Here is a 19,595-nt window from a genome sequence, read left to right on the forward strand (position 1 = left end):
CATGAATTCCCGTCCAAGAATCGCCATGGTGCTGGGCGACCCCGCCGGCATCGGCCCTGAACTGATCGCCCGGCTGCTGGCCGATGCCGGCACGGCCGCGCAGGCCGAGGCCGAGATCCTGCTGATCGCCGACCGCGCCGAATGGCGCCACGGCATGCAGGTCGCCGGGGTCGAGCTGGCGCTGGCCGAGACCGATGTGCCCGCCTTCGCCGCAGACGGCCAGCCGCGCCTGTACCACTGGCAACTGCCCGAGAGCCCGGCCTATGTGCGCGGCGTGGCCAGCGCCGAAGGCGGGCGCTACAGCCTGGGCACGCTGAAGCTGGCACTGGACCTGGCGCAGGCCGGGCAGGCCGATGCGATCCTGTTCGGGCCGCTGAACAAGAGCTCGCTGCATGCCGCCGGCATGGCCCACAGCGACGAGCTGCACTGGTTCGCAGAGCAGCTTGGCTATCACGGCAATTTCTGCGAGTTCAATGTGCTGGACGGGCTATGGACCTCTCGAGTGACCTCGCACGTCGCGCTCAAGGACGTGCCGGCGATGATCACGCCCGACAGCGTGGGTGGTGCCATCGACCTGATCGACCAGGCGCTGCGGCGTGCCGGCATGGCCCGCCCGCGCATCGCAGTGTGCGGCCTGAACCCCCACAACGGCGACAACGGCGCCTTTGGCCGCGAAGAGATCGACGTGATCGCGCCCGCCGTGGCCTCGGCGCGTGAACGGGGCGTCAACGCGGACGGCCCGTTCCCGGCCGACACCATCTTCCTGAAGGTGCAGGGCGGCCCGTCGCAGCGGCAGTTCGATGCCATCGTCACCATGTACCACGACCAGGGCCAGATCGGCATCAAGCTGATGGGCTTCTCGCGCGGGGTGACGGTGCAGGGCGGGCTGCCGGTGCCGATCACCACGCCCGCGCACGGCACCGCGTTCGACATCACGCAGCAGGGCCGCGCCGATCCGGGCGCCACGCAGCAGGCGTTCCAGCTTGCCTGCCGCATGGGTGCGCAACGGCGCGCTGCCGCGCAAGCTTAGCCACCCGTCAATCCATACCCGAATCCAGCATGACCGCCCCCGGCGCGGCCGGGGCGCGTTCGCGCCAACGCATTGCCATCAGGAGTTCAACATGAAGATCACCAACGTCCGCGCCCGCGTCTTCGAATGGAAGGGCAAGACCGTGCCGCCGCAGGCGCATTTCTGCACCAACGCCACCGACATCCTGTACGAGCGCGGCGACGCCATGGGCTCGTTCCGCTTCCACGGCTGGATGGTGGTCGAGATCGAGACCGATACCGGCCTGGTCGGCATCGGCAACTGCGCGCTGGCGCCGCGCGTGGCCAAGCAGATCGTCGACCAGTACCTGGCGCCGGTGGTGCTCGGCCAGGATCCGTTCGACAACGAATACCTGTGGCAGAAGATGTTCCGCCGCACCCATGCGTGGGGCCGCAAGGGCATCGGCATGGCGGCGATCTCGGCGGTCGATATCGCGCTGTGGGACCTGATGGGCAAGGCGGTCGGCAAGCCGGTGTTCAAGCTGCTGGGCGGGCGCACCAAGGAGAAGATCTGGTGCTATGCCTCCAAGCTCTACAACAACGACGACCGCGACGCCTTCCTCGCGGAAGCCCAAGGCTATCTCGACCAGGGCTTCACGGCGATGAAGATGCGCTTCGGCTACGGCCCCAAGGACGGCCCCGCCGGCATGCAGAAGAATATCGAGCAGGTGCGGCTGCTGCGCGAGCTGGTCGGCGACGGCGTCGACATCATGCTGGAGTGCTACATGGGCTGGACCCTGGAATACGCGCGCCGCATGCTGCCGCGCCTGGCCGAGTTCAATCCGCGCTGGCTGGAAGAGCCGGTGATTGCCGACGACATCGAAGGCTATGTCGAGCTGAAGAAAGCCAGCCCGTTCCCGATCTCCGGCGGCGAGCACGAGTTCACCTCGTACGGCTTCAAGGACCTGCTGGAACGCCGCGCGGTCGACGTGATCCAGTACGACACCAACCGCGTCGGCGGCATCACCGCGGCGCAGAAGATCAACGCCATGGCCGAGGCCTGGTCGGTGCCGGTGATCCCGCATGCCGGCCAGATGCACAACTACCACCTGACCATGGCATCGACCGCGTCGCCGATGGCCGAATACTTCCCGGTGCACGACGTCGAGGTCGGCAACGAGCTGTTCTACTACATCTTCAAGGGCGACCCGGCGCCGGACAACGGCTACCTGCAGCTCGACGACAACCTGCCGGGGCTGGGGCTGGAGCTGAACCCGGCGTATTTCGACCAGTTCGACATCATCGGCTGACGCCAAAATGCCGGTTCAGTTAAGAGATCAATCACTACTGTCATTCCCGCGCAGGCGGGAATCCAGCGTCTTTCTCGTCCCCTTCCGGATAAAGTCACTGGGTTCCCGCCTTCGCGGGAACGACGGTCGCTAACTGAACGGCATGACGACTCACCCCGGCGCGTGCCCGCCATAGATCGCCTGCGCGGCCTCGCGCAGCGCCTCGGCGACCAGCAGCGCGCCCGGCGACATCAGCCGGTCGGTCGGCGTGATCAGGCCGAAGTCGTCCATATGGCAGGGCATCGCCATCGGCAAGATCTCCACCATGCCGAACGCGGCGTAGTACTGCGCCACGTCGGCGGTCAGCACCGCGATCATGTCCGACTGCGTCACCATGCGCGTCAGGAACAGCAGTGCGGCGGTCTCGACCACATTGACCGGCGGCGCCAGGCTGGCGCGCTGGAACATCAGCTCGAAGCGGTGGCGCAGCACGGTGCCGGCCGGCGGGATCAGCCAGGCGGCATCGGCGGCATCGGCCAGTGACAGGCCGCGCGCCGCCAGCATTGGATGGCCCGGCCGCACCACCGCGCATACCGGCTCTTCCGCCATCGGCTCGTAGCGCAGGCGCCCCTTGTCGTGCTCCGGGAACAGACGCGCCACCACCATGTCGAGCTTTTCTTGTCCCAGGCGGTCGAGCAGCACGTTGCTGTTGTCGATTTCGACCGACACCCGCAGCCCCGGATAGCGCGCCTTGATGCGCGCGATCGCCGCAGGCAGCAGCCGCACCCCCGGCGAGGTGATCGCTCCGATCGCCACATGGCCGAGCCGCCCGGCCTTCAGCGCCAATACCTCTTCCCGCGCCTGGTTCAGGCTGCCTACCACCGTGCGCGCATGCCGGATCATTGCGTGGCCGTAGTCGGTCGGGGCCATGCCGCGCGGCAGGCGCTCGAACAGCGGCACCGACAGCAGTTCCTCCAGCTCGCGCAGCAGCTTGGACGCGGCCGGCTGCGTCATCGCCAGCCGTTCGGCGGCGCGGTGGATGCTGCCTTCGTCCGCCACGGCCAGCAGCAGCAATAGCTGGCGGGTCTTGAGGCGGGTGTGGTTGTGCCACATGGGCAAGGCCTCGGGGGCCGGGGAAGTCGCGGAGGAAGTGGGGGTAGCTGGCATTTTAGGGTTAATACTGATGCCGAAATCGATATGGCAGAGGCCGAACTCTTCATTAGTAGCATATCGGCAAGCTGCATACACTGCCTCCCACAAAACAATACGACCGGAGACAGCGTGGTGCCGCTCCCGCACTGCCAGGCGCTGGATCCGTCGTCCCTGCCATTCCCGCCGCCGGCCATGGCGGCCTCCGCACCAGGAACAACATGTCGGATTCCAACGACAAGCAACGCAAGCCGCTGCGCTCGACCGCGTGGTTCGGCACCGCCGACAAGAACGGCTTCATGTACCGCAGCTGGATGAAGAACCAGGGCATCCCCGACCACGCCTTTGACGGGCGCCCGGTGATCGGCATCTGCAACACATGGTCGGAACTGACCCCGTGCAACGCGCACTTCCGCAAGCTGGCCGAGCACGTCAAGCGCGGCGTGTATGAAGCCGGCGGCTTCCCGGTCGAGTTCCCGGTGTTCTCCAACGGCGAATCCAACCTGCGCCCGACCGCGATGCTGACGCGCAACCTGGCCGCGATGGATGTCGAGGAAGCGATCCGCGGCAACCCGATCGACGCCGTGGTGCTCCTGACCGGATGCGACAAGACCACGCCCGCGCTGCTGATGGGCGCGGCCAGCTGCGACGTGCCGGCCATCGTCGTCACCGGCGGGCCGATGCTCAACGGCAAGCTCGACGGCAAGGACATTGGCTCGGGCACCGCGGTGTGGCAGCTGCATGAGTCGCTGAAGGCGGGCGAGATCAACCTGCACCAGTTCCTGTCGGCCGAGGCCGGCATGTCGCGCTCGGCCGGCACCTGCAACACCATGGGCACGGCCTCGACCATGGCATGCATGGCCGAGGCGCTCGGCACCTCGCTCCCGCACAATGCCGCGATCCCGGCGGTGGACGCGCGCCGCTACGTGCTGGCGCACATGTCCGGCATCCGCATCGTCGAGATGGCGCGCGAGGACCTGACGCTGTCGAAGATCCTGACGCGCCAGGCGTTCGAAAACGCGATCCGGGTCAATGCGGCAATCGGCGGCTCGACTAACGCCGTGATCCACCTGAAGGCGATCGCCGGTCGCATTGGTGTGCCGCTGGAACTGGAAGACTGGAGCACGGTGGGGCGCGACACGCCGACCATCGTCGACCTGATGCCATCGGGCCGCTTCCTGATGGAAGAGTTCTACTATGCCGGCGGCTTGCCCGCGGTGCTGCGCCGCCTGGGCGAGGCCGGGGTGCTGCCGCATCCCGGCGCGCTCACCGTCAACGGCAAGGCGATCTGGGACAACGTCAAGGACGCGCCGATCACCAACGATGAAGTCATCCGCCCGCTGCACCAGCCACTGATCCGCGACGGCAGCATCCGCATCCTGCGCGGCAACCTGTCGCCGCGCGGCGCGGTGCTCAAGCCGTCGGCGGCGACGCCGAAGCTGCTGCGCCACCGCGGCCGCGCGGTGGTGTTCGAGAACCTGGAGCACTACAAGGAACGCATCGTCGACGAGTCGCTGGAGGTCGACGAGAACTCGGTGCTGGTGCTCAAGCGCTGCGGGCCGCGCGGCTACCCGGGCATGGCCGAAGTCGGCAACATGGGGCTGCCGCCCAAGCTGCTGCGCCAGGGCGTCAAGGACATGGTGCGGATTTCCGACGCGCGCATGAGCGGCACCGCCTACGGCACCGTGGTGCTGCACGTGGCGCCGGAAGCCGCCGCGGGCGGGCCGCTGGCCATCGTGCGCGACGGCGACTGGATCGAGCTCGACTGCGAGGCCGGGCGCCTGCACCTGGACATCGACGAAGCCGAGTTCGCGCGCCGCATGGCCGACGTGCAGCCGCTGCAGGCGCCCGCCGACGGCGGCTATCGCAAGCTGTACGTCAACCACGTGCTACAGGCCGACGAGGGCTGCGACCTCGACTTCCTGGTGGGCTGCCGCGGCCGCGAGGTGCCGCGCCACTCGCACTGAGCCACTGCCCCCAAGTGCCGGCCGCCAGACGCGCCGGCCACAACAAGACAAAACAAGGAGACCCGCCATGCAAGGCACCCAGACCGCGCCGCTGGAGCGCGCCGCCCCGACCCGGGGTGAAACTTCACAAGCCGCAGAGGAACAGCGCATCATCGGCATGCTGGTGCGGCGCCTGATCCCGTTCCTGGCGCTGATCTACGTGGTGGCGTACATCGACCGCTCGGTGGTCGGCTTCGCCAAGCTGCACATGAACGCGGCCATCGGCATCAGCGATGCAGCCTACGGGCTGGGCGCCGGCCTGTTCTTCGTCGGCTACTTCCTGTGCGAAGTGCCGAGCAACCTGGCACTGGAACGCTTTGGCGCGCGCCGCTGGTTTGCGCGCATCCTGTTCACCTGGGGCGTGATCACCATGGCGATGGCGTTCACGCAGGGCGCGCACAGCTTCTACGTGCTGCGCTTCCTGCTGGGCGCGGCCGAGGCGGGGCTGTACCCGGGCATCCTGTATTTCCTGACCAAGTGGTTCCCGATGCGGCATCGCGCCCGCATCATCGGCCTGCTGGTGCTGGCGCAGCCGATCGCGCTGATCATCACCGGACCGCTTGCTGGGCTGGTGCTGTCGACCCACGGCCTGTTTGGCATGAGCAACTGGCAGACGCTGTTCGTGCTCAGCGGCCTGCCCGCGGTGCTGCTGTGCCTGCCGACGCTGAGGCTGCTGCCCGAGTCGCCGGCCAGCGCCGCGTGGCTGGCGCCGGCGGACCGCGGCTGGATCGAGCGCGAGCTGGCCGCCGACCAGGCCGCCTATGCGCTGAAATCGCACGGCAATCCGCTGCAGGCGCTCAAGGACAAGCGCGTGCTGCTGCTGTCGCTGCTGTTCCTGCCGTTTCCGCTCAGCATCTACGGGCTGTCGCTGTGGCTGCCGACCATCATCAAGCAGTTCGGTGTCACCGATGCGATGACCGGCCTGCTGTCGGCCGTGCCCTACCTGTTTGCGGTAGTCGGGCTCTGGCTGGTGCCGCGCCACTCGGACCGCAAGCGCGAGCGCTATGGCCATATCGTGGTGGTGTCCGGCATGGCGGCCATCACCATGGCGCTGAGCGCATGGGTGCAGTCGCCGGTGTTGCAGTTCCTGTTTATCTGCCTGACCGCGTTCTCGATCTATTCGATCCAGGCGGTGGTGTGGGCGCTGCCCGGCGAGTTCCTTACGGGGGCCAGCGCCGCGGTGGGCATCGCCACCATCAACTCGCTGGCCAACCTGGGCGGCTATTTCGGTCCGTATGGCATTGGCGTGATCAAGGACGCCACCGGCAGCCTTGCCGCCGGGCTGTACTTCCTGGCGGCGATGCTGCTGTTTGCGGTGCTGATGGCCTTCGTCGTGCGCGCGGCGCTGCGGCCGGCGGCAGCGCGCGCCTGAGCGCGCCCATCGAACCGGATCGAACCGGATCAGGGCCGCCGCTTTTTCCACTCGTAGTCGGGCGGCGGATCGGCCGCGCCGGCACGGCCGACCGAGTCGGGGTTTTCCGAGCACAGCGTGACAAAGCTGACCGCCTCGCCCGCGTGCTGGCGCTGGCGCAGCGCTTCGGTAAAGCGCAGCGCCTCGCGCATCGCGTCGCTGGGGAACGACTGCGCGTGCGGCGTCAGTCCTGTGCCGAGGGCTTCGGACCAGTAGACCATGTACATAAGGCTTCCTTTTGCTTGCGCGGGGGTGTGCCAGGTTGCTGCAACCTTCGTTCCCGCTGCCGCGGCGGCGTGCAAGGGTAGGCCGGCTGTGCCGGGGACCACGATTGCAAACCCTTCCTCCGCCTTTTGCAAGCTTTGGCATGGCACGGGCACAATGGGCGCTTGTCGCATGCGCCTGCATCGCTGTGCCTTTCCCGTCTCGTCCCATGCCCGAACTTGCGTTGATACCCGCCACCGCCGCCGATGCCGACCGGCTGGCCGCCATGCACGCCGCCAGCTGGCAGCACACCTATCCCGGCATGCTGCCGGACGCGTACCTGCGCGACCAGGCCTACCCCGAACGGCTGGTCGCCTGGCGTGCGCGCATGCACGACGGCGCCGATGGCCCGGTCGAGGTCACGCTGGCAATGGTGGACGGTGAGGCCGCCGGCTTTGCCTGCCTGTTGCCGCAGGCCGACCCGCGCTTCGGCGTCTACCTGGACAACCTGCATGTCCTGCCCGCTTTCCATGGCCATGGGCTGGGCAAGCGGCTGCTGGCGCATTGCGCGCAACGTGTCATGCAGGGTTGGCCAGGGCAGCCGCTGTTCCTCTATGTGCTGGAGGCCAATACGCAGGCGCGTGAGTTCTACCAGCGGCTGGGCGGCGAGGCCTCCGAGCCGTTCGAGGACGATTTCCATGGGCCCGACCTGCGCGTGATGGTGCGGCGCGTGACGTGGTCCGACGTTGCGGCGCTGGCCAGGCGGCTGGCATAGGGCTGCATGGTGGTGAGGCAGGCATTGCCATGCCCCGCGCCACTGCCCTACCATCCCCGGCATGCCAACCGGAGACCACCTGCCATGACGCCATCGATCGCTCGCCTGCCGCAGCCCGCCCGTTCGCGTGTGACGCGCGCCCTTGCCGCCGCCGCCACCGTCGCGGTGCTGGCCGGTTGTGCCGGTACGCAGGCAGTGCCGCCCGCCGCAGACAAGGCCGCCGGTCCCATGGCCGCCGCGCCGCAGTGGCAGCGCGTGCATCTCGGCTCCGGCGCGGGCTATGACTTCCCGGTCTATGCCAACCACCGGCTCGACGGCGACCTGTCGCGCATTCGCGAAGTCGTGCTGGTCCAGCATGGCCTGCAGCGCAACGGCGATGACTACTTTGCCGCCGGCGCGGCACTGCTGCAGGCCAGCGGCCGCAACCCGGACGAGGTGCTGCTGGTGGCGCCGAATTTTCCCGGCACGCCTGACCGCAACAAGGGCTTTACCGGCATGCCGCACTGGTCGGTGCAAGGCTGGCTCAGCGGCGAGGGCGCTCTGGAGGGTCCGGCCCGCGTCAGCTCATTGCAGGTGCTGGACGACCTGCTCGCGCGCTTTACCGACAAGACGCGGCTGCCGCTGGTGCGCAAGGTGACGGTGGCCGGCCACTCCGGCGGCGCGCAGATCGTGCACCGCTACGCGGTGCTCAACCATGTCGACGAACGCATCCGCGCGCGCGGCATCGAGCTGCGCTATGTCGTGGCCAACCCGTCTTCGTACCTGTATTTCACGCCGATGCGGCCGGCTGGCGCCGATGGCAAGTCGTTCGCACCGTATGACGTGGCCCGTTGCCCGGACTACGACAAGTACCGCTACGGCATGCAGGACATGGTGCCGTATGCCAAAGGCGCCGATGGCATGGCGCTCTACCGGCGCTATGCCGGTCGCGAGGTGACCTATCTGGCCGGCACCGAGGACAACGATCCCAACCATCGCGTGCTCGACAAATCGTGCGGCGCCGAGGCCGAGGGCCCCACGCGGCTGCAGCGGGCGCGCGGCTATCTGCGCTATGAGCGCTACCTTGCCGGTCCGGACCTCGTCATGCGCCACCAGGCCTTTGAAGTGGTGGGCGTGGGGCACGACCAGGCGCGCATGTTCGGGTCGCAGTGCGGGGCACGGGCGGTGTTTGGCATGCCCGAGGCGGCCAATGCGGGCGGTGCCGCCTGCCGTGTGCCGCAGCTCTGAGGCAGGCACGCGCCGATACCGTCACGGCAAGAAAAAACCCGCGAAGCTCGCGGGTTCAAGTCCCTGCCCGCAGGATCGGGCTTGGAGGAGACAACCACAGGGAAAACGGTGGCGCGGGATCAGCTCAGGTTGTATTTGACGACCTGTTCCTCGACGCCGACAAAACGTACCAGCTGGCGCAGGCCGCTGGGATATTCCTTGATATGGTGCCCGTCAGGCGTATCGGGCAGCCGGTAATAAACTGGCGCCTTGTCGTGCACTGGCGCCAGCAGCCCGAGCGGACGCGCGTCGGCCTCCCAGGGCACGTCGCGGTCTTCGGCAAGCAGGATTCTTCCGGTCATGGACACACTCCAAAGTTCTGCATAGTGCGGCCGGGGGCGGGTGGTTATTGCTCGCACAGCGTCAATGTATGGAATGTATGGCACAGCGGCCGGAAATGCCATTCAGCATTTTTTAATTCTGTCTGGTGGGAAATTTCTTAACTGACAAAATCGACGAATATATCGTTTCCCGCCATATCGCGCGGCGTCCGTCGGGAACGGGCCCGGCATGCGCTACCATAGCGCCAGTTTTTGAAAGTGCGGTGACCGGCGCGCCTGCCGGCACGCTGTGCTGCCTGACCCCACTCCGATAACCCCGCGCCCCAGCAGACGCATGTCGACCCAGCACGCCTTGTTGATCTCCCTGATCGAAAAGCCTTCGTCCGGCTACGACCTGGCGCGGCGCTTCGACCGCTCCATCGGCTATTTCTGGCATGCCACGCACCAGCAGATCTATCGCGAACTGGGCCGCATGGCGGACAGCGGCTGGATTGCCGCCGATGAAAGCGACGCGGCCGAAGGCGAGGGCAACGCCGACAGGCGCAACCGCAAGAAGGTCTACCGGGTGTTGGCCGCGGGCCGTGAGGAACTGGCGCGCTGGGTGCTGGCGCCAGGGGCGGGGCTGGACCAGCGCGAGGAGATCCTGGTCAAGCTGCGCGCCGACGCGGTGATCGGCCCGCTTGGCCTGGGCGACGAAATGCGGCGGCTGATCGCGCTGCACCGCGCCCGCCTCGAGACCTACCTGGCGATCGAGCGGCGCGATTTCTCGGCGCCGGACATGGACCGCGCGCAGCAACTGCGCTATGCGCTGCTGCAGCGCGGGATCCGCTTCGAGACCGACTGGGTGGCCTGGGGCGAGGCCCTGCTGCCGCTGCTGTAGCGGCAGCGGGGCCGCTGCCCCCCGCGCGCTCAGGCCAGGTCGACGGCGCGCGCGCCGGCCGGGCTGGCTTCGCCCAGTCCCAGGCGGCGGCGCGCCAGCGCGTACTCCTCGGCAAAACGGCGCACCAGTTCGGCGGCCGGCACCACGCGCTTGATCGCGCCGACGCCCTGGCCGGCGCCCCAGATGTCCTTCCACGCCTTCACGCTGGTCGAGCCGAAATTCATCTTCGACGGGTCCGATTCCGGCAGCGCGTTCGGGTCCAGCCCGGCGCGCTCGATGCTGCCGCGCAGGTAGTTGCCGTGCACGCCGGTGAACAGGTTGGAATAGACGATGTCGTTGGCAGAGCTGTCGACGATCATCTGCTTGTAGCCGTCCTGCGCGTTGGCCTCTTGCGTGGCGATGAAGGCGGAGCCGATATAGGCCAGGTCGGCGCCAGCGGCCTGCGCGGCCAGGATGGCGTCGCCGCTGGAGATCGCGCCGGACAGCAGCAGCGGGCCGTCGAACCATTCGCGGATCTCGTGCAGCAGCGCGAACGGCGAGAGCGTGCCGGCATGGCCGCCGGCACCGGCGGCCACCGCCACCAGCCCGTCCGCGCCTTTTTCGATCGCCTTGCGCGCGAAGGTATTGTTGATCACGTCATGCAGCACGATGCCGCCGTACGAGTGGACCGCGTCGTTGACTTCCTTGCGCGCGCCCAGCGAGGTGATCACGATTGGCACCTTGTAGCGCACGCACAGCTCCAGGTCATGCTCAAGCCGGTCGTTGGACTTGTGCACGATCTGGTTGACCGCGAACGGCGCCGACGGGCGCTCGGGGTGCTTGGCGTCGTGTTCCGCCAGTTCGGTGGTGATGCGGTCCAGCCATTCCTCAAGCTTCGGTGCGGGGCGCGCGTTCAGCGCGGGGAACGATCCGACCACACCGGCCTTGCACTGGGCGATGACCAGGTCGGGGTTGGAGATGATGAACAGCGGCGAGCAGACCACCGGCAGCGAAAGCCGGTTCTGCAACTGGATGGGAAGGGCCATGGGGAAGTCTCCTGGGTAATTCCGGTGGATTCGGTGAAGCGAGGCGGTGGCGCTGTCGGCTGGCGCGCGTCAGGCGGCGCCGGTCAGCACATTTTTCTGGCTGGCCAGGCGCGCGGCCATGGCGGCGGCCAGCGCCTCCAGGCCGGAGCGCGGGCGCACCATGACCTCGAACTCGGCAATGCGGCCGGCGTCGTCGAAGCGGATCATGTCGATGCCCTTGAGCGCCTGGCCGTCCACGCTGGCGCTGAACTCCAGCACCACGCTGTGGCCGTCGTCGCTGACAAAGCTGCGGTGGTAGCGAAAGTCCTGGAACACCTGGTTCACCGTGGTCAGCACCAGGGCGATGGCGGCGCGGCCGGGATACGGCGTGTGCGCGACCGGCGAGCGGAACACCACGTCATCGGCAACGATGGCATCGAGCCCGGCCATGGAATGGGTGGCGATCATCTGGCGCCAGGCGTCGAGCGAAGCCTGGGCGGCGGGGAGCAGGGCAGTGGTCACGGGGTCTCCTGGCGGGGCACGGTAGGTTGCTGCGATCTCGTTCCGGTTCTATGCCAACTATATGCAACCAGTTGCATAGTGGATCGAAAGGTAGCACGCCGCGCGGCCCGCTGCAAGATCGGCACGCGTCTGGCGGTGCGCAGTGACGCGTTGTCTACAATAGTCGGAATCGTCCGCCGGCCGCCGGCCTGAGGCGGCAGAGCAGGAGAGTCCGTGACCACCAAGCCCAGCGCCGCCCAGCTCGAGCAAGCGGCCTTGTTCGATGCCGACCTGGCCGCCTGGCGCGACCACCCCGAGCGCGCGTTCGACGGCTGGCTGGCGCAGCACGGTTTTCGCCACGGCACCAGCGTGGTCTACCGCGCGATGTGGGGCAAGCTGCTGCGCTGGTCGGCCGAACGCGGCCTGCCGCCGCTGAGCTGGTCCGCCGAGCAGATCGGCGAATTCCTGGACGCGCAGCAGCTGCACAAATCGCACCGCTACCGCTATGCGCGGCTGATCGAACGGGTGTTCCACCACCTGTCGCGCTTGCGCGAGGGCATGCACAACCCCGGCAGCCAGGCGGTGCGCGCCCATCTGGCCGAGGGCGAGAACGACCCCACCGCTTTCCTGCTGCCGGGCGAACGCGACCTGCTGGTGGCGCGCATCCTGGGCCCGGCCGGCGCGCCGGCTGGGGACACCGGCGCCGCGGCATCGCCTACGCAATGGAAGCGCGCGCGCGACGCGGCGCTGCTGGCCGTGCTGCTCGGCGGCGGCCTCAAGGTGGCGGAAGCGCGGGCGCTGCGGGTCGACGTGATCGCCGACGGTGCACCCGGGCGGATGGCGCTGCGCATGGTGCGCGCGGACAACGGCCGGGCCTACACGGTGCCGCTGTTCCCGCTGGCGCATGCGCCGCTGCGCGCCTGGCTGGCACTGCGCGAGGCCTCCGGCACGCTCGGCAGCCTGGTGTTTCCGGCTATGCCGACGGGGCGGCCGATGCATGCGGCGTCGGTCTACCGGCGCGTGGAAATCCTGCTGGAGGAAGCCGGCGTGCTGGCCGGGCGCAGCGAGCGCGCGTCGCCGCAGACCTTGCGCAATACCTGCGCGGCCATGCATTTCGAGGCAGGCACGGCGCCCGCCGAGGTGGCGCAGAGCCTGGGCATGCGCGACCTGGAATCGGGCTGGCGGCTGCGCGCGGCGTATGAAGCCTGGCAGGCGCGGGCCGGGCTGGTGGCGCCGGCTTCTGCGGATTCCTGACTAAAGCCGTAACCGGCGCGGCTGTCAGGGCGCCATGGCACTTCGTGGATAATAGGCACCTTCCCGTGCCGGGCATGGCGGTCAAGTTGTTTATCGCGCACACGACGCACCGGCTGCCCTCCGCAAAACGCTGAACCGAATCGATCGACGCCAATACCCATGCCTGAAACCCTGCTGCTGACCGGTGCCACCGGCTATATCGCCTCGCATACCTGGGTCGCGCTGCTCAATGCCGGCTACCACGTGATCGGCCTGGATAATCTGTGCAACAGCAGCCCGGCCGTGATTGACCGGCTTGCCACCATTACCGGTCAGGCTCCGCATTTCGTGCAGGGCGACGTGCGCGACCGCGCGCTGCTGGACCGGCTCTTTGCCGAACACCGCATTAGCGCGGTGATTCATTTTGCCGCGCTCAAGGCGGTGGGCGAATCTGTCAGCCAGCCGCTGGCCTATTACAGCAACAACCTCGATGGCCTGCTGACGGTCTGTGCCGCCATGGGCGCGGCCGGGGTGAAACAGCTGGTGTTCAGTTCCTCGGCCACGGTTTATGGCAATCCGCACACCGTGCCGATCCTGGAAGATTTCCCGCTGTCGGCGACCAACCCCTATGGCCAGACCAAGCTGATGGGCGAGCAAATCCTGCGCGACCTGGAAAAATCCGATCCGGCCTGGCGCATTGCCTACCTGCGTTATTTCAATCCGGTCGGCGCGCATGAAAGCGGCCTGATCGGCGAAGACCCGCGCGGCATTCCCAACAACCTGATGCCTTATGTCGCGCAGGTGGCGGGCGGGCGCCGCGACCAGTTGATGGTATTCGGTGGTGATTACCCGACCGTCGACGGCACCGGGGTGCGTGACTATATCCACGTCTGCGACCTGGCCGACGGCCACATGGCGGCGCTCAATTATCTGGGCCGGCAGGGCCGCGGCATGACCGTGAACCTGGGCACCGGGCGCGGCTACAGCGTGCTGGAGGTAGTGCAGGCCTACCAGCGTGCCAGCGGCAAGCCGGTGCCGTACCAGATCGTGGACCGGCGCCCCGGCGATATCGCCGCCTGTTACGCCGATCCCGCGCTGGCCCATGAGCTGCTGGGCTGGCGCGCGCAGCACGACCTGGACCGCATGTGCCAGGACTCGTGGCGCTGGCAGTCGATGAACCCGCACGGCTTCGACGCCTGAGCCCGGCCTGGTGTCCGCCAGCCAAAACAAAAACGCCACGGAGATCTCCGTGGCGTTTTGCCGTCTGCCGGATCGCGCGCTTCAGCGGATCAGGAAGTCCTCGACCGATTTGCCCTGGGCCAGGGCCTGGGTCAGCCAGCCCGGGCGCTTGCCGCGGCCGGTCCAGGTATTGCCGGCGTTGTCGCGATAACGCACCGGCACCTTGCGGTTGGCCGCCTTCTTGCCGGCCGGGACTTTCGCGCCAAAACCCAGGTCTTCCGCGGTCAGGCCATATTGCTCGATTTTCTCGCGAATATCCGCGATCACGGCGGATTGTTCGCGCGCCTTGATTTCCTCGGCTTGCTTCTGCAGTTCGCTGATTTTCTGAACGATTTCCTGATACGTCGCCATTGCGTCCTCGGTTTCCGGTGATTGAATTGCGCTGGGTGCGCTGGTGGGCGGGGGAAAATGCTGAAAACAATTATAACGGGCCCGCTGCCGGCTGCAAATCCTGCTCGCGTAATCCCGGACGGTTTTTGCGAAAATTCTTGCTGCTGATAATTGTGTGAACTTTCAGTGTCAGGGCGAGTCGCCGCAGATTTTGCCGTGCGCCAAGGCTACTGCGTGGTGGGGCAGCAGTGCCGGGAATCCCGGCGGTATTCCCGACCGAACCGGTCTGTCGTCGTTTTGTGCGGATACCGGCCATGACATTAATCGCGCCGGCATTTACGGACAGGCCGCAACCCCCGTTTCAGGCCATACCCGCCAGCCCAACCCCTCTACGTGGCTGATATCCGACATGGCGTTTATCGCCGATTCACCATAACCGTGCGCGCCGGACGGCGACTCAAGGATGAGGGGGGCACGCCGTTATCCGGGCAGGGCGGATCAATACGGTAACGATCCTGCCGGACCGGGGCAAGGGGTGTGTCCCGCGGATTGCCTAAGTCTTATTTCATCATGTCCTTCCACAACAATATTCAGATCAAGACCCTGCTACGGGGCGCCATGGGAATGCTGTCGATGCTGCTGTTGCTGGTCGGCGGCGCCGGCCTGTACGGCATTGCGCAGAGCAATGACGCGCTCAAGGAAACCTATGCCAACCAGCTTGGCTCGACCGTCGCGCTCAGCGATGCGATGCTGGCCACCACGCGCATGCGCCTGGCGCTGGACCGCAACGTGATGCAGGGCGAGCAGGACGATCCCAAGGTCAACGTGGATCGCTCCCGCGTGTTCGTGGAGGCGTCGGACGCGGCCTGGAAACGCTACATGAGCCTGCCGCAGAATCCCGAGGAAAAATCCCTGGCGGAAGAACTGGGCAAGCAGCGCCAGGCTTTCATGGAGCAGGGCGTGCTGCCGCTGCAGGCGGCGTCGCTGGCGGGCAACCAGGAAGAGGCGGTGCGACTGGCGAAGAAGGTGCTGCCCGACCTGCAGCGCAGCATGTCGAGCGCGCATGAAAAACTGCAGAAGTTCCAGATGGCGGCGGGCGAGGCCAATTTCGCGGCGGCGCAGGCCGGCTTTGCGCGCATCCGCATGCTGTCGATCGTAATGATCGCGCTGGGCCTGGCGATTGCCGCGCTGTGCACGGTCGCGCTGAACCGCGCCATCGTCGCGCCGGTGCAAGAGGCGCTGGCGGTGTTCGAGCGCATCGCCCGCGGCGACCTGACCACGCGCATCACCAGCGTCTCGAAGAACGAGATCGGGCGCATGATGCAGGCGCTGGCGGCAATGCAGTCGAGCCTGTCGGGCATCGTCGCCGAAGTGCGCACCGGCGCCGATTCGATGGCATCGGCCACCCAGCAGATTTCCACCGGCAACCTGGACCTGTCGCAGCGCACCGAGGAACAGGCCTCGTCGCTGGAGGAGACCGCCGCGAGCATGGAAGAGCTGACCACGGTGGTGCGCCAGAATGCCGACAATGCGCGCCAGGCCGGCGTGCTGGCAGGCGAGGCCTCGCAGATCGCGCTCAAGGGCGGCGAGGTGGTGGGCCGCGTGGTCGACACCATGAACGAGATCAACGGCGCCTCGCGCAAGGTGGTGGAAATCATCAGCGTGATCGAGGGCATTGCCTTCCAGACCAATATCCTGGCGCTCAATGCCGCGGTCGAAGCCGCCCGCGCCGGCGAGCAGGGCCGCGGCTTTGCCGTGGTGGCGGGCGAGGTGCGCAGCCTGGCGCAGCGCTCGGCCTCGGCCGCCAAGGAAATCGAGTCGCTGATCAGCGAGTCGGGGCAGCGCGTGGAGAGCGGCACCCGGCTGGTGGCCGAAGCCGGCCAGACCATGGGCGAGATCGTGCAGGCGGTGCGCCGGGTCACGGACATCATGAACGAGATCGGCGCCGCGTCGCAGGAGCAGACCAGCGGCATCGAGCAGGTCAGCCAGGCCGTGACCCAGATGGACCAGGTGACGCAGCAGAACGCCGCGCTGGTCGAAGAGGCTGCCGCGGCGGCGGGTGCGCTGGAAGAGCAGGCGCAGAAGCTGAAGAACGTGGTCTCGGTGTTCACGGTCGGCGCCGCAGCGGCGCCGGCGGTGGCAGCCAGCACCGGGGCCAAGGCCCCGGCGAAAGCGCTGGCATCGCCCGTGTCGGCTACGCCCGCCGGCGCCGGTGCGAGCCGTGGTATGCGCACCACGGCGGCGCGTAGCCTGCCGGCCCGTCCTGCCGGTGCGCCCGCAGGCAAGCCGGCAAACAGTGCTGCAAACAGCGCGGCAAACAGCGCCGCAAACCGGCCCGCAGCGCGTCCTGCCGTCGCCGCGGCCGGCGGCGATGACGACTGGAGCGCATTCTGACCCCTGCGTTCGAGTCATTGCCTTGTTCACACGGCGACTGCAAGATGACATGATGCGGGGTTTGCCCCGCGTCCTGACCGTCTTCGCGCATCTTCATCATCATCGCGCAGCCCAATGATTGCCCTGAGTTCCGTCCTGTTGCTGCTGGCTGCCCTGCTGGGCGTAGCCGCCGCCCTCGGCGTTCGCGCCGGGCGCGCGGACCAGCCGGCCGGCAGCCGGTCGCTGCGCGTGCTGACGTGGTCGGCGGCGCTGCTGTCGCAATTGAGCATCGGCATGCCGGTGCTGGTAGTGGGTCTTTCGGGCAGCGTGCCGGCCGTCAACGACACCGCGCAGCTGGCGGCCAGCTTTGCCGCCGCGGCGGCGGCCACAACGGCGGTCAAGCTGCTGGTGCAGTGGCTGCGCCAGGGCGCGCGCCTGTGGCGCGGCGCGGCGTTGATGGCGGTGGTGGCCGGGGCCGGGCTGGTCGCGGCCGCCGGCACGCACCTGGGCCGCTCGTGCGGCGCCGGCACCGTGACCGCGCGCGACTGCATCGACGCCGCCGGCCTGCCGCACCCGGCCTGGCTGGCGGGGGGGCTGACCGCGCTGTGCGCGCTGCTGTTCGTCGTCCACCGGGCCCAGTCGCGCGGCTGGCTGCCGGCACCGGCGCGCGCCGAAGCCACGCTGGCCGACGAACTTGTCGATGACCTGCCGGAGCTGCATCGCGGCGCCGAGCCGCGCCTGGCGCGGCGCGGCGCGCGCATCCCCGGGCGCCCGGGCCGGCTGACCGTGCGTGCCGGCGCGCGTGGCCAGGAGACGGTAGGCGAATACAGCGTGGCGACGGTGATGCCGGACCGCGTGGCCTTTGGCCGCTGGCTGGACCAGGCCATCAGCCAGGCCCGCCTGGCCGAGACCGGCTGCGCCGTGCTGCTGATCCATATCGCCGACTACCGCGAAGTCGACGAAGTGTTCGAAGTGCGCGCCGACGATATCCTGGCCCAGGACGCCGGCGCGCTGGCGCAGGCCGTGCTGGAGCCGCACGACTTCCTGGCGCGGCTGGCGCGCGACGAATTTGCCGTAGGCGTGCCCGAACTGGTCCACCATGGGCGCGCGCAGGAACTGGGCTCGCGCATGCTGGGCTCGCTGGCCGAGTTCATCGCCGCGCGCGGGCTGCAAATGCAGATCGGCGTCAATATCGGCATCGCCATCTATCCGCGCGACGCGCAGACCTCCGAAGCCCTGATGCAGGCGGCCCGCGTCAGCCTGGCCGAAGCCCGCCAGAGCGGTTCGAACCAGGTACGGCTGTTCAACAGCGCCGCGGGCGAGCGCGCGCGCCGCACCCGCGTGATCCGGCGCGACCTGTGGGTGGCGATCCAGGACGATGCGCTGTCGCTGCAGTTCCAGCCCAAGTACGACGCGCGCCGCCGCACCGTGGTCGGCGCCGAGGCGCTGTGCCGCTGGCGCCATCCCGCGCTGGGCCAAGTCAGCCCGGCCGAGTTCATCGCGGTGGCCGAGCAGTCCGGCCAGATCGACAAGCTCGACGACTGGGTCCTGACCAGCGTGTGCCGCCAGGTGCGCCAGTGGCGCGACGCCGGCGTGCCGACCGTGCCGGTGGCGATCAATGTCTCGGGGCTGCGCTTTGCCAGCCGCAATTTCCCGCAATACCTGCTGGAACAGATCCACCAGCACGACATCCCGCCGTCGGCGATCACGCTGGAGATCACCGAGACCGCGGCGATGAAGGACATCGGCAAGTCGCTGGAAACGCTGGCCGAGCTGCAGTCGCTCGGCATCCAGGTGGCGCTGGACGATTTCGGCAGCGGCTATTCCAGCCTGGGCTATCTCAAGCGGCTGCGCGTGGGCACGCTCAAGATCGACCGCACGCTGATCGGCGGGCTCGATACCGATGCGCAGGGCCGCGCCATCGTCGGCTCGATGGTGGCGCTGGCGCACGAGCTGCGCATGAAGGTGGTGGCCGAAGGCGTGGAGTCGGCCTCGCAGCTGGAGATCCTCAACCAGATGGGTTGCGACGAGGTGCAGGGTTACCTGCTGTCGCTGCCGCTGGACGCCGCGGGGTTTACCGAGGCCCTGACCGCGCAATCCGCGGCCTGATGTTGCCTGATGCCTAAAGCCTGGCCGCCACGCCGCCGATAACCGTTCTGGCAGGCTGGCCCGCGTCGGCGCCAGCCCTGCGCCGGCCCGTCCGTCGCCGCCGCGTTGCCCGTGCCATCGATGTTCCTGGCGGACCCACCCGTTCCTGCACCTCCGGAGGCGCCCATGTCACTGCCCAGCATCCTCGTCGTCGACGATTCTCCCTCGCTCCGCCGCATGATCGGCGCCTGCCTGCGCGCCGGAGGGTTTGACGTGACCGAGGCCGCTGACGGCGACCAGGCACATGCGCTGGCCGTCGCGGGCAACTTCGGCATGCTGGTCACCGACCAGGTCATGCCGGGCATGGACGGCCTCACGCTGATCCGCAACCTGCGCGCCACGCCCCGCTACGCGCGCATGCCGATCCTGATGCTGACCACCGAGCAGGACGGCAGCATCCGCGAACAGGCCCGCGCCGCGGGCGCGTCGGGCTTCCTGCCCAAGCCGTTCGACCCCGACGGGCTGATGCAGGCCGTGGCCGCGCTGCTGGACGCGGCATCCCCTACCTCGGAAGGGTAA

General features: G+C 68.1%; 18 protein-coding genes. 12 read left to right on the top strand and 6 right to left on the bottom strand.

Annotation, left to right across the window (positions count from 1 at the left end):
• Position 1 precedes the first annotated feature (1 nt).
• The gene (locus ACEI37_RS06990) at positions 2-1,030 is read left to right on the top strand and encodes a 4-hydroxythreonine-4-phosphate dehydrogenase PdxA (protein WP_373376038.1); all 1,029 of its coding nucleotides are present in this window, start codon (positions 2-4) and stop codon (positions 1,028-1,030) included.
• A gap of 91 nt (positions 1,031-1,121) precedes the next feature.
• Entirely contained in the window at positions 1,122-2,297 is a 1,176-nt protein-coding gene (locus tag ACEI37_RS06995; RefSeq protein WP_373376039.1) for an L-rhamnonate dehydratase, read from the top strand.
• Positions 2,298-2,447: 150 nt separating this feature from the next.
• On the opposite strand, the gene ACEI37_RS07000 is transcribed toward ACEI37_RS06995, so the two are convergent.
• Positions 2,448-3,389, bottom strand: a complete 942-nt coding sequence (locus ACEI37_RS07000; RefSeq protein ID WP_373376040.1) for a LysR substrate-binding domain-containing protein — start codon at positions 3,387-3,389, stop codon at positions 2,448-2,450.
• 257 nt (positions 3,390-3,646) lie between these two features.
• Between ACEI37_RS07000 and ACEI37_RS07005 the strand changes: the two genes are divergently transcribed.
• On the top strand, positions 3,647-5,392 hold the full coding sequence (locus ACEI37_RS07005) for an IlvD/Edd family dehydratase (protein ID WP_373376041.1): 1,746 nt from the start codon (positions 3,647-3,649) through the stop codon (positions 5,390-5,392).
• A 67-nt stretch (positions 5,393-5,459) separates the two neighbouring features.
• The gene (locus tag ACEI37_RS07010) at positions 5,460-6,803 is read left to right on the top strand and encodes an MFS transporter (protein ID WP_373376042.1); all 1,344 of its coding nucleotides are present in this window, start codon (positions 5,460-5,462) and stop codon (positions 6,801-6,803) included.
• Between the two features lie 29 nt (positions 6,804-6,832).
• Here ACEI37_RS07010 and ACEI37_RS07015 read toward each other — a convergent pair whose 3' ends face one another.
• A complete protein-coding gene (locus ACEI37_RS07015) occupies positions 6,833-7,069 on the bottom strand; it encodes a hypothetical protein (RefSeq protein WP_018004736.1) in 237 nt (78 codons plus the stop codon).
• A gap of 206 nt (positions 7,070-7,275) precedes the next feature.
• On the opposite strand from ACEI37_RS07015, the gene ACEI37_RS07020 reads away from it, so the two are divergent.
• Both ACEI37_RS07020 and ACEI37_RS07025 read left to right on the top strand, forming a co-directional pair.
• A complete protein-coding gene (locus ACEI37_RS07020; RefSeq protein WP_373376043.1) occupies positions 7,276-7,821 on the top strand; it encodes an N-acetyltransferase family protein in 546 nt (181 codons plus the stop codon).
• Between the two features lie 84 nt (positions 7,822-7,905).
• On the top strand, positions 7,906-9,048 hold the full coding sequence (locus ACEI37_RS07025; RefSeq protein ID WP_373376044.1) for a hypothetical protein: 1,143 nt from the start codon (positions 7,906-7,908) through the stop codon (positions 9,046-9,048).
• 119 nt (positions 9,049-9,167) lie between these two features.
• Here ACEI37_RS07025 and ACEI37_RS07030 read toward each other — a convergent pair whose 3' ends face one another.
• Complete coding sequence (locus ACEI37_RS07030) at positions 9,168-9,389, bottom strand: hypothetical protein (RefSeq protein ID WP_018004733.1); 222 nt, start codon at positions 9,387-9,389, stop codon at positions 9,168-9,170.
• A gap of 313 nt (positions 9,390-9,702) precedes the next feature.
• Between ACEI37_RS07030 and ACEI37_RS07035 the strand changes: the two genes are divergently transcribed.
• The gene (locus tag ACEI37_RS07035) at positions 9,703-10,248 is read left to right on the top strand and encodes a PadR family transcriptional regulator (protein ID WP_373376045.1); all 546 of its coding nucleotides are present in this window, start codon (positions 9,703-9,705) and stop codon (positions 10,246-10,248) included.
• Between the two features lie 29 nt (positions 10,249-10,277).
• Here ACEI37_RS07035 and ACEI37_RS07040 read toward each other — a convergent pair whose 3' ends face one another.
• Together ACEI37_RS07040 and ACEI37_RS07045 are read right to left on the bottom strand one after the other, a co-directional pair.
• A complete protein-coding gene (locus ACEI37_RS07040; protein ID WP_373376046.1) occupies positions 10,278-11,273 on the bottom strand; it encodes an NAD(P)H-dependent flavin oxidoreductase in 996 nt (331 codons plus the stop codon).
• 69 nt (positions 11,274-11,342) lie between these two features.
• Positions 11,343-11,774, bottom strand: coding sequence for a nuclear transport factor 2 family protein (locus ACEI37_RS07045; protein ID WP_373376047.1), 432 nt, complete (start codon positions 11,772-11,774; stop codon positions 11,343-11,345).
• 213 nt (positions 11,775-11,987) lie between these two features.
• Here ACEI37_RS07045 and ACEI37_RS07050 point away from each other — a divergent pair, with 213 nt between their 5' ends.
• Together ACEI37_RS07050 and galE are read left to right on the top strand one after the other, a co-directional pair.
• Positions 11,988-13,007, top strand: coding sequence for a tyrosine-type recombinase/integrase (locus ACEI37_RS07050; RefSeq protein ID WP_373376048.1), 1,020 nt, complete (start codon positions 11,988-11,990; stop codon positions 13,005-13,007).
• 159 nt (positions 13,008-13,166) lie between these two features.
• Positions 13,167-14,186, top strand: a complete 1,020-nt coding sequence (gene galE / locus ACEI37_RS07055; protein WP_373376049.1) for a UDP-glucose 4-epimerase GalE — start codon at positions 13,167-13,169, stop codon at positions 14,184-14,186.
• Between the two features lie 81 nt (positions 14,187-14,267).
• Here galE and ACEI37_RS07060 read toward each other — a convergent pair whose 3' ends face one another.
• Positions 14,268-14,576 carry an H-NS family nucleoid-associated regulatory protein gene (locus tag ACEI37_RS07060; protein WP_018004726.1) on the bottom strand — a complete coding sequence of 103 codons (309 nt, stop codon included), beginning with the start codon at positions 14,574-14,576 and terminating at the stop codon, positions 14,268-14,270.
• Positions 14,577-15,125: 549 nt separating this feature from the next.
• Here ACEI37_RS07060 and ACEI37_RS07065 point away from each other — a divergent pair.
• The 3 genes from ACEI37_RS07065 to ACEI37_RS07075 all read left to right on the top strand — a co-directional run bounded on the left by ACEI37_RS07065 (position 15,126) and on the right by ACEI37_RS07075 (position 19,595).
• The gene (locus ACEI37_RS07065) at positions 15,126-16,949 is read left to right on the top strand and encodes a methyl-accepting chemotaxis protein (RefSeq protein ID WP_373376050.1); all 1,824 of its coding nucleotides are present in this window, start codon (positions 15,126-15,128) and stop codon (positions 16,947-16,949) included.
• Between the two features lie 114 nt (positions 16,950-17,063).
• Positions 17,064-19,037: a putative bifunctional diguanylate cyclase/phosphodiesterase gene (locus ACEI37_RS07070; protein WP_373376051.1), complete on the top strand. Its 1,974-nt coding sequence runs from the start codon at positions 17,064-17,066 to the stop codon at positions 19,035-19,037.
• A gap of 165 nt (positions 19,038-19,202) precedes the next feature.
• On the top strand, positions 19,203-19,595 hold the full coding sequence (locus tag ACEI37_RS07075) for a response regulator (RefSeq protein WP_373376052.1): 393 nt from the start codon (positions 19,203-19,205) through the stop codon (positions 19,593-19,595).

This window comes from Cupriavidus nantongensis (assembly GCF_041726985.1).
Taxonomy (GTDB): domain Bacteria; phylum Pseudomonadota; class Gammaproteobacteria; order Burkholderiales; family Burkholderiaceae; genus Cupriavidus; species Cupriavidus nantongensis_A.